General features: G+C 70.5%; 9 protein-coding genes. 4 read left to right on the forward strand and 5 right to left on the reverse strand.

What is annotated here, in order from left to right:
- Positions 1-115 precede the first annotated feature (115 nt).
- Entirely contained in the window at positions 116-949 is an 834-nt protein-coding gene (locus tag ACH4RC_RS36490; RefSeq protein WP_398208491.1) for an aldo/keto reductase, read from the reverse strand.
- A gap of 151 nt (positions 950-1,100) precedes the next feature.
- On the opposite strand from ACH4RC_RS36490, the gene ACH4RC_RS36495 reads away from it, so the two are divergent.
- Entirely contained in the window at positions 1,101-1,838 is a 738-nt protein-coding gene (locus ACH4RC_RS36495) for an SDR family NAD(P)-dependent oxidoreductase (RefSeq protein WP_398208493.1), read from the forward strand.
- Between the two features lie 176 nt (positions 1,839-2,014).
- The gene (locus ACH4RC_RS36500; protein WP_398208494.1) at positions 2,015-3,514 is read left to right on the forward strand and encodes an alpha/beta hydrolase family protein; all 1,500 of its coding nucleotides are present in this window, start codon (positions 2,015-2,017) and stop codon (positions 3,512-3,514) included.
- Positions 3,515-3,575: 61 nt separating this feature from the next.
- On the opposite strand, the gene ACH4RC_RS36505 is transcribed toward ACH4RC_RS36500, so the two are convergent.
- Positions 3,576-3,776 carry a hypothetical protein gene (locus ACH4RC_RS36505; protein WP_398208495.1) on the reverse strand — a complete coding sequence of 67 codons (201 nt, stop codon included), beginning with the start codon at positions 3,774-3,776 and terminating at the stop codon, positions 3,576-3,578.
- A 483-nt stretch (positions 3,777-4,259) separates the two neighbouring features.
- Between ACH4RC_RS36505 and ACH4RC_RS36510 the strand changes: the two genes are divergently transcribed.
- Complete coding sequence (locus ACH4RC_RS36510) at positions 4,260-4,382, forward strand: hypothetical protein (protein WP_398208496.1); 123 nt, start codon at positions 4,260-4,262, stop codon at positions 4,380-4,382.
- A 69-nt stretch (positions 4,383-4,451) separates the two neighbouring features.
- On the opposite strand, the gene ACH4RC_RS36515 is transcribed toward ACH4RC_RS36510, so the two are convergent.
- Positions 4,452-5,567, reverse strand: coding sequence for a hypothetical protein (locus ACH4RC_RS36515; RefSeq protein ID WP_398208498.1), 1,116 nt, complete (start codon positions 5,565-5,567; stop codon positions 4,452-4,454).
- Positions 5,568-6,698: 1,131 nt separating this feature from the next.
- On the opposite strand from ACH4RC_RS36515, the gene ACH4RC_RS36520 reads away from it, so the two are divergent.
- Positions 6,699-7,688: an LD-carboxypeptidase gene (locus ACH4RC_RS36520; RefSeq protein ID WP_398208500.1), complete on the forward strand. Its 990-nt coding sequence runs from the start codon at positions 6,699-6,701 to the stop codon at positions 7,686-7,688.
- Between the two features lie 77 nt (positions 7,689-7,765).
- Here the strand turns inward: ACH4RC_RS36520 and ACH4RC_RS36525 are convergent, their stop codons facing one another.
- Together ACH4RC_RS36525 and ACH4RC_RS36530 are read right to left on the reverse strand one after the other, a co-directional pair.
- Entirely contained in the window at positions 7,766-9,529 is a 1,764-nt protein-coding gene (locus ACH4RC_RS36525; RefSeq protein WP_398208502.1) for an IS1182 family transposase, read from the reverse strand.
- Positions 9,530-9,606: 77 nt separating this feature from the next.
- Entirely contained in the window at positions 9,607-9,789 is a 183-nt protein-coding gene (locus ACH4RC_RS36530) for a hypothetical protein (RefSeq protein WP_398208503.1), read from the reverse strand.
- Positions 9,790-10,290 lie beyond the last annotated feature (501 nt).

Here is a 10,290-nt window from a genome sequence, read left to right on the forward strand (position 1 = left end):
CGTACCGGAGGTCATTTCGGCGGTTTTGCGACCCCAGCTTTCCCAACCTAGGACTGCCGGCGCATGTGTGCATGTCGGGCTCGCCACAGGGGTGGCACAGCATCTCCGGCGGCCGTCACAGCATCTCCAGCGGCCGTTTGCTCTCCGGCGGCGGGAAGGCCCGGTCCAGGGTCGCGAGGTCCTCGGCGGTCAGCTCCACGTCCAGAGCCGCTCTGTTCTCCTCGACGTGCGCGCGGACGGACGCCTTCGGGATCGCGATGACGTCCTCGTGCCGCAGGACCCAGGCCAAGGCGATCTGCGCGGAGGTCGCACCATGGGCGGCTGCCACGTCCCGCAGCGCCGGATGGCCGAGCAGACGGCCCTGCTCGACCGGCGAGTACGCCATGACGGGGATCGACAGTTCACGGCACCTGGGCAGCAGGCTGTACTCAGGACCCCGACGGCTGAGGTTGTACAGCACCTGATCGGTCTGCGGTCTGGCTCCGGCCGGCAGGTCCGCGAGATCGTCCACGTCCAGGTTGCTCACTCCCCAGGAGCGGATGGCCCCCTCCCGCACCAGGGACTCGAACGCCTCGACCGTCTCCTCCAGCGGCACGGCTCCACGCCAATGCAGCAAGTACAGATCGATCCGGTCCGTGCGCAGACGACGCAGGCTCCCCCGGCATGCCTCGGCCACTCCGCCGGCGTCCGCGTGGGCGGGAAGCACCTTACTGACCAGAAAGACCTCGTCCCGCCGTCCGGCCACCGCCTCGGCCACCACTTCCTCCGCCGCGCCGTCCCCGTACATCTCCGCGGTGTCGATGAGGGTCATCCCCAAATCCAGCCCGGCGCGCAGGGCCGACACCTCGGCCGCGCGGCGCCCGGGGTCCTCGCCCATCCCCCAGGTGCCCTGACCTAGCGCTGTGACCGCATCCCCGCAGGGAAGGCTGACCGTCCGCGTATCCGCCATGGCTTCCTCCTGGTCGAGACGCCGGCCAAACTGCCGGCCTCACTCAACTGGACCACGATCTCGGACCGGAATCGAGTCAGGTCGATTGCGCGCGGCAGGGCCGGGCCACCGTTGATCCGGGCAGGCCGGTTCTCAGGACAGAGGTGACCCGATGAAGGTGCTGGTGACCGGCGGGACGAGCGGGCTCGGGCTCGCCATGGCCTCGGCCCTGGCCGCGACGGGAGCCTCCGTCGTGCTGACCGGGCGGTCCGGCGAGCGTGCGGAGTCCGTCGCCGCGGAGCTGCCGGGGGCGACCGGCATCGAGATGGACGTGCGCGACGAGTCATCGGTGGCCAGGGCCGTCGACCGGGCGTGGTCGCGGCTCGGGGGCATCGACATGCTGGTGAACAATGCCGGCATCGGCATGCGCACAGTCAACCCGCGTTTCATGACACAGCCGCAGGGCTTCTGGGAGGTGCCGTCCGACGCCTTCCGCGCGGTGATCGACACCAACCTGACCGGCTACTTCCTGGTCGCCCGCGAGATCACGCCACGGATGCTGGCATCCGGCGGTGGCCGCATCGTCAACATCTCGATGAACCACTCGACCATGCGACGCGCGGGCTTCGTTCCCTACGGGCCGTCGCGTGCCGGCAGCGAGGCGCTGTCCCGCATCATGGCGGCCGACCTGCGGGGCACGGGCGTCACCGTCAATCTGCTGCTGCCCGGAGGCGCGACGGTCACCGGGATGCTGCCTCGGGACGTCGCCTCCGAAGGCCACGCGTTCCTGAGTCCCGCGGTGATGGGACCGCCCATCGTCTGGCTGGCCTCCGACGACGCGGCCGGCGTGCATGACGAGCGCATCGTCGCCGCCGAGTTCGAGGAATGGCTGCGCGACCGGGAGACCTGACAGTGAGGCCCTGGTCGTCTTCCAGAAGGTCCAGTCGTCCGTGATGACGGTGATGGTGGTCGCGCGCCGAGGTACGACCGCAGGAGAATTCCCCCTACCTCCCGGGTCGCAGGGCAGCCGTTGACCCGGCGTGTTTTGTTACGACTCCGGTCGCATGCGAAGGCGACCCCGGAACGATGCGGCATCGCGTGCCGCGCCCCGAGGATTGCCGGGTGAACGAGATCATCGCGGGGCTGTACATGTCTCCCCCGGAACTTGCAGTCCTGGCCGGTGCCGTTGCGCTGGTGGCGGCGCGCTGGCTTCCCCCCTCGGTCCGCCCGCGCGTCACGATCGCGACAGCAACGGTGCTCGTGCTGTCCGTGACCGTGCTGGGTGTGGTGGGGGTCCGCTGGCAGATGTCGCCGGTACTGGCGGCATCCGCCGCCGCGTTGCTGTTCGCCCTCTCCCCCCTGCTGCGACGCCGTGCCGGCAGGACGGTACGGCGGGCCCGTTGGTGGCTGGCGTTGCCGGGCTCCGTGGCCTGCGTCGGCCTGATCGCCATGGGCCCGGTGGCCGCCTGGGCCTTTCCTGTACCCGCGTTCCCCGAACCCTCGGGCGACTTCGCGGTCGGCACTCGCGTGATGCAGTGGACCGATCCGCACCGCCCCGAGACCTTCACCACCGACCCGCACGACCGGCGCACGGTCGTGGTTCAACTCTGGTACCCCGCGCGGAAGAGCCCCGCGAGCGCGAAACGGGCCCAGTACCTCGGACGCACGGAGCACGAGGCACGCACCGTCTCCGATGGCCTCGCCCGCCAGGTCGGATTGCCCGGCTTCCTGGTCGACGGCGTCCCGCGCGCCCACACGCATGCGGTCTTCGACGCCCCGGTGGCCGGTGGAGGCGGCAGATATCCCGTCGTGCTGTTCTCCCCCGGGTCAGGTGGCGTGCGCACCCAGAACACCGCCTGGGCGGAGGAACTGGCCAGCCACGGCTACGTGGTCGCCGCCCTCGACCACCCGTACGACTCCGCCGCCGTCGTCCTCACCGACGGCCGAACGCTTCGCACGAAGACCGTCTCCACCGGCGACCGGGACAAGGACGACGAGCGGGCGGTCGGCTGGACGGCTGTCCGGGCCGCCGACCTCAGCTTCGTCCTCACCCAGCTGGACCGTCTGGGCCGCGGTGAGATCACCGGCCCGCTGACCGGACGCCTGGACACCGGCCGTACCGCGGTGACGGGCCACTCCATGGGTGGTGCTGCTGCCCTGCAAGCAGCCCGGCAAGACCACCGGTTCGACGCCGTCATCGATCTGGACGGCTATCCCCACGGCCCCTCCTCCCCCTCCCTCCATCAGCCGGTACTCGCGCTCACCCAGGCCGTCACCCCGGAAACCGATCCGGACTACATACCCCGCCTCACCAAGGCCCTTGAGCGCAACACCGCGACGAGCTACCGGCTCACCGTCCCCGGCGCCGCACACCTCACCTTCATGGACGGCCCCCTGTACCTGCCGCCGCTTCCCTCGATAGTCGGCTCCCTGGGCCGCGCCGAAAGCCCTCGCATAGTCGCCGCGACCACGCTCGCCTTCCTGGACACCACCCTGCGGCACCAGCCCGGTGACCTGGCCGCCGCTCTGTCGGCACACGGCGACCTCACCGTCTATAGGGACCGCTTCGCCGAAGCGGAACAGTAGACCCCCCGGGCTCTGCCGCCGCTGCGCTGCGTGCGGGAAGTCGGCGCCGCTGTTCGCGCGTTCACCGCAGCAGGCGGTCTAGGCACAAGTCCAGACCCGCCTCCAGATGTTCCGTGGAGCCGGTGGAGAGCAGGACGGTCACGCCGCCCTGGATGGCACCGATCACGGCCGCGGCCGTACGGTCGGCGTCGAGTTCCGGGTCGGCTTCGCCCGCCGCCGCGTAAGTCCTGACAGCGAGCCGGGTGTTGGCGGAAGTGAGCATCTTTGAGCAGCTCGAAGCGGCTGGCCGAGCGGGCGCGCTCCGCACAATGGAACGACGAGGTCCGGTAGCGGTCAGGCGGTCCGGCCGGCCGGGCACTCGCGGGCACTGCCACGCCGTTCGCCGTGGCATGTTTCTCGTCGGCCCGACAACCGCTCCGTCGAAGGTGTTCCATGCGCATTCTGTTCTCGGGTACTCCGGCCTACGGCCACCTGTTGCCGCTGCTTCCCCCGGAGAGGGCCGCCGCCCGCCGGGCCGGTCACATCACCGCCTTTCTCACGCATCCGTCCCTCGCACCCGTGGTGGCGCCCGCTCCCGGCATCGCGGCGGGTGCACCGCTCGACGTGACACTGGCCGAGTTCCAGCAGCGGACCGGGAAGGACGCCACCGCCGACATGGCCCCGGCGACGGCGGGCGAGTTCTTCGGTGGGACCTGCTTCGACCTCGGCGCCGACCAGGCCCTGGCGGCGGCCCACTCCTGCGGCCGTGGCGCGGGTACTCAATCAGCCGTCCTACCGGATCGCGGCCGAGGTGGCGGCAGGACTCATCGCCGCCATGAATTCGACCGAGGACGTTCTGACTCTGCTGACCGAACGTCAGGACAGCTGACCCGTCCACGGAGGGGCAGGATGCCCCTACTCATCGGTCGGCATCGGTCGGCATCGGTCGGCCACGCGATCAGGGAGCGCTCAGCGGCAGCCCCGTCCGCTCGTGCCGCCACAACCTCTCCTCGATGCGCGAGGTCGCGGTCGTCAGGTGCCGGCGATAGGTGCTGTACGGCATGTTCAACCGCCGCGCCGCCGCCTCCTGGGTCGGTGCTCCCTCCAGAAAGGCGAGGGTGGCGACCTGGTGCGCCTTGTCACCGCCGCGCCCGGTGACGAGACCGGCGACGGCGTTGGACAGCACCTCCCGCAGTGTCATGCCGTGGTCGGTGACGAGTCGGCTGCGGCTGAGCGGGTTCGCTTCCAGCGCCCGCGGTCGTCGCAGGTCGCGCAGGGCCGAGCGGACCGCGGCGGCGAACTCCGGGCGGGTCATCACCGTCGGGGAGGGTGCGGGGGCCGGGGACCCGTCCGTGGCGGCGGGTCCGAAGTCGCCGTCCGTGCCGGTCAGGAGCGTCCGCTGCTTCTCGGCCAGCCAGTCCCTGGGCGCCACCCCGCGCCAGTCGTGCGCGAAGATCCGGTAGGGGTGTCCGCCGACCGTGACGGGCCGGTCCAGGGGCGCCATGTCGCAGAAGGTCATGTGGGCGTTCCAGAACCCGTCGTCGCGCAGCACGATGAACGACCAGGCCAGGCCGGAGTCCCTGAGAAGTTCACCCAGCATGCGCCAGAGCATCAGGTCCATCACCGGCGAGGGCCGCTGGTAGTGGCGCGGGTACACGTGGAAGCGGTCGAGGACCATGTGCCGGCCGGGTGCGAGGGGGGGGCCGTGCGCGCTCACGTGCTCCCACGCCGCCGCGGCGACCGGATCGTCCTCGCGTCCCTGGAAGGGGTCCGGACGCAGCCAGGCCGAGAACGCCGCGGCGGCCGGCGCACCGCGCAGGCGCTGCACGTGGAAGTCCTGCGGCCGGTTCCTGAGCCAGTACCGGACCGGACCGAGTGCGTCGGGGCCTTCGGCGTGTTCGGCGAACGCGAGGACATCGGCCTCGTCCGAGGAATCGTACGGATGGTCCTCGACCAGTCCCGGCGTGTACCACGCATGGCTCTGGGCCATATGGCCCGCGCCCCGGTAGAGGAACTGCAGGGAGCCCACGTCCTGGAGCAGCCTGCCGGGCGAGGCGGAGCCGATCCGTTCCAACAGATGCGGTGGAGGCGCCGGTAGAGCTGGTCGAACCGCTCGGGGTCGCGCCATCGCAGGTCGGTCGCGAGCGCCTCCCGGACGACGTCGTGCGGGAAGACGCCCTCGGAGCAACGGTCGACGAAGGGTTGGTCGCGCATCCACGCGAAGAGTTCCGCGCCTCGTCACCGACCACGGCCCGCAGGAGCGCTTCGGTGGTCACGTGCGCCTGCGCGCAGACTTCGAGAGCGAGCCGGTGCCGGGGGCCGGGCAGCTCCCCCAGGATGCCGCGCAGCAGCGGCGCGACGACCTCGGGAGCGGGTTCCCACGTCTGGGACGCGGGCAGGTCGTGCCCGGCGGACGCGCGGGCGGCCAGCACCAGGGCGAGCGGATGGCCGGAGGCGAACGCGAGCAGCGGACCGCGCCGCGCGGGATCGATCCCGCGCCTGTCGAGGAAGGTCTCCGCCTCGTCCGCGCTCAGGTCGCCGAGGGCGATCACCCTGAGCACGTCCGCCCATCCCGGGTCCGCCGACCAGCTCGCGTCCGGCGCGTGCCGGCCCGCCACGACGACCAGGACGTCGGCGGGCAGCCCCGGCAGGAACTCGTCGCGCAGCCAGCTCCCCAGGCTCTGGCAGTACTCGAAGGTGTCGATGAGCATCAACGCCCGCGGGGTGCGCGCGGCTGCCTCGGCGGCCTCCTCGAACGACCGGGGGGCGGCCGGCACCATCCGCCCGTCGGCGTGGACGACCGTCCGTCCGACGGCGACGGCCTCCTTAGCGTAATGCCGCATGAGCGCCGACGTGCCGATGCCTCCGGGCCCGTGCACGTACAGGACGGACGGAGCGTCGGGCCCTCCCGCGAGGGCGTCACGCAGCAGACGCAACTCGGCTTGCCTGCCGACGAACACGCGATCCCTCGCCACGTCGATCCGGTCGGCGATACTGCCGCGCGGCGCTCCCATGCACATGCCTCTCACACCTGGCGGACAGCACCGCCCCACTCGCTGCGTCCCGTCGGACGAACTGTGATCCGGGCAAGGGTAAGCAGGCCCGCTCCCCCGCGGCGCCGAGGGATGCCGACCACGTCCGCAGCACGGAACATCAGGACCGCGGGCCGTGTTGCGTCATTGTCGATCTACGAGGAGGAAGTGTCATGCCTGCGATTCTTCGACCCCGCGCGCTGCGCCCCGGCGACCTGGTGGTCGTCACGGCGCCCTCGGGCCCACTCGAGGCGGGCGAGGAACCGCTGCTCGCCCGCGGGGTGGTGATCCTCGAACGGATGGGGTTCCGGGTACGGGTCAGCCCGATGGTCGATCCGGCACGGAACCGCTGGTGGGCATCGGGCACACCGGCGGAGCAGGCCGACGAGCTCAACGCTCTCCTGCGGGACCCGGAGGTGCGGGCCGTCGTCGCGCACACCGGCGGACAGGCGACCATCGGCTACCTCGACCTGATCGATCTGGACGCGATCCGGGCCGACCCGAAACCGATCATCGGATACAGCGACATCTCGTTGCTGCACATGGCGTTGCACGTCAAAACCGGCCTCGTCGGTCTCCACGCCGACATCGCCACCCACGGTTTCGGCGGCGACTGGTACACGCTGGGCGACGAGGCCCGCCGCGCCGAACTCGTCGACCTCTACACCCGTGTGCTCACCAAGGCCGAGGCGCCGGGCGAGCTGCCGGCGAGGGAGGTGTGGGAGACCTGGCGACCGGGCAGCGCGCAGGGACCGCTCTTCGGCGGTCTGCTGAACCGCCTGATTCTGTTGCAGGCGACACCGTTCGCCTGCGCCCCCGAACGATTCGAGGGCGCCGTGCTGTTCTGGGAGGAGCTTCAGCGGCCGGTCTCACGGATCTGGAACGACCTGCATGCCCTGCGGCTGTCCGGCGTGCTGGACCGGATCGCGGGCATGGTGATCGGGCTGCCGACCGAGGTCACTCCGCACGAGAGCGGCGGAGACCGCGCGGAGCTGCGGGACGTGGTGCTCGATGTCCTGGGGCAGCGGAACATCCCGGTCCTCGCCCAGGTCGACTTCGGCCACACCTCGCCGAACCTGCCGCTGCCCATCGGGGTCCGCGCCCACGTGGACGCGGACAACCGGACGCTGACCCTGCTCGAACCGGCGGTCACGGAAGGGTGATCGGTCCGAGAACACGGCGGGCCGGGACTGCCATCGAACGAGTGAAGTCGGTGACTCTGTTGGTGATGTTGGCTGGGTCATGCGGTGTCTGAGCACAGAGTGCGGAAGTGCGTGGCCCGACGTCGTGGTCTGGGCGCGGTGTCGATCCAGTCGGCGATGCGGGCGACGTTGCAGGCCATGGCGGTGAGGACGTGCTGGACGTGGGTGCGGGCCAGGCCGCGGTAGCGGGAACGTCGCAGCCCGTGGGCCCGGACGGTCTGCGAGAGGGTGGCCTCGATGCCGGCGCGGATCGCGTAACTGCGCTGCCATTGTTCGGTCTGCTGGGCCAGCCGGTTTCGCGTCTGGATCTGGTGTAGCGGCCGGGGCAGCACTGCTATCGACCGGGGCCGGCTCGCGGAGGACGTGCACTTCGTGCGGTCAGGGCAAGGCCGGCAGTCGGCCTCGGCGAACCGGGCCTGCAGATAAGTGTTCCCCTTCATCCTCAGCTCAGTCCAGGACACACTCGTGGCCCCGCGTGGGCAGACCGCCCGCTCGTTGTCCCAGTCGATGGCGAAGGCCGCCTTGCCGAAGCCGGCACCGGCTTTGGCCTGGCTGCTGTGGTCGGCGACGACCGGGCCGAGCAGAGTGATGCCGTGCACCCGTTGTGCCCGCTCGATCCGTGCCGGGGAGATGTAGCCGGAATCGACGACATGCTCGGCGGGCAGCAACTGCCGCTCGGCGAGTTGGTCGTGGATGGTGTCGGTCAACTCGATGTCCTGGACGGTGGAGATGGTGGTGGCGACATGGACCACCACCTCGGGGCGTTCTTCGTCACAGGTTTCCGTGAGATATGTCCGGTATCCGCTCCAGGCGGTGTCCCGTTTGACGCAGTAGTGCGCGTCAGTGTCGTCGGGAGAGTCGAACCGCAGCGAGGCGGGCGGCAGAGCGTGACCGTCCCGCCAGCGCAGCAATCCGTCCACGTCCCAGTAGTAGTGATGGGCCCAGACCTGACGAAGGATCTCCATTTGCGGAAGAAGCCGCAGACGGGGCGGAGTGTGTGCGGCCCAGGCGGCGGTGAGGACCTTCTGCCCGTCCCTGCCGAACTCCTCGGCCCGGGCGGTCACGGCCGTCTTCCCGCCCGGTAGTCTGCCGATCTCCACCCGACGCCCGTACCGCTTGGCCCACTCGGGCTCGATCAGTGGAGTCAGCCAGGCGGGATCGGCCTCGGCCAGTTCCTCCAGCGCCGCCCGCAGCGTCTCCCCGACCAGTTCCAGACGGCTGAGAGTGCGAACCGCGGCCAGCACATGAGTGGCGTCGGTACGCTGCCGGCCCCCGGACTTGAGCAGGCCGGCCTCCACCAGGCGGTCCAGCATCAGCTGCAGCAACCAGTCAGCGGCGCCGTCCCGTCCGGCCAACCGGGCCCTGAACTCGCACAGCACTGAGTGGTCGAACCCCGGATCCTCAAGCTCAAGGCCGAGGGCATACTTCCAGTCGATCCTGGTGCGGACCGCATCCGCCGCCGCACGGTCGGAGAGGTTCTCTGCGAACTGCAGCACCGACACCAGCGCCGGCCGCCCGGGGGACAGCCCCGGCTTGCCGTCTGAGGGATACAGCCCGACAAACTCGTCGTCCTCGAACAGGACATCGAGCCGGTCCCGGATGAGCATCGCCGGAGTGCCCTTCGGGCACGCCGCCCGCGCTGTACGCACCGTCCTCACCGGAATCCGTTGGACACTCCTCGGCCGTAACGACACTGCCCCCACACCCCAAGATCCGAGGCCGTCCCCGCACTCCTCCAGCGAACCATCCGACGGCCCCACCGTCAGCACCCCGGACAACATCACCAACAGAGTCACCGGCATTGGGCCTAGTGCCCGACGGTGTTTCCGAGGTCCGCACAGGGCGCGGCACCCGGATAAGGCTGTGGCGCGCGAATGGTTTATGTCCGTGTCCAGCTGCGGATCTGTGCGGCAGCGCTGCGTACGTCGAGGGAGTCGTGGTCGATGCGTTCGGCGAGGTCGGCGGCGGTCTTGGTGGTGACGGCGACGAATAGCCCGGAGGCGCTGAGGTAGGCGGGGACGGCGGCGGCAAACAGCTTGTTGCGCGCCTCCAGAGCGGGCACGCGCACCACTGGTGCATGAGGCCGGTGGCCCGGTGGTGGTGCTCGGCGTGGACGTAGACGTCCATGAACTTGTCGCTGTGGCGGGCGACGGCGGCCTGCAGGCTACCGAGGTCGGTGATCTCGGGGTCGCCGGGCAGGATTCGGTGGGCCAGGCCCGATCGATGTGCACGATCACGCGGCGCGCCCGTCCTTGCGTGCGGACGGGGCGGCGCCCTGGGCGCCGGCGCCGAAGTGGGCATCGAAGTGCTCGGCCGACTCCCCCGCGAAGTGGCCCGCCGCGGTCAGGAAGCGGTGAGGCAGAACTCGTTACCGGTAGTTCGTTAAATCCGGTGGTCGTGCGGGTTGACGGCGGTGCAGGTTGGCCGTAGGCCGGTAGCAGGAGTCAACTGCTCTGCTGGGAGCCGATGATGACTGCTCGCCGTCCGTGTCCGCCTGCGCCGGGGCCGTTGGAGGAGTACGCGGCCCGGTTCGACGACCTCTTCTTCAGCCTGGCTCAGCGGC

Origin of the sequence: Streptomyces sp. NPDC016845, assembly GCF_044332585.1 — a bacterium.
In the GTDB taxonomy this organism is placed as follows: Bacteria; Actinomycetota; Actinomycetes; order Streptomycetales; family Streptomycetaceae; genus Streptomyces.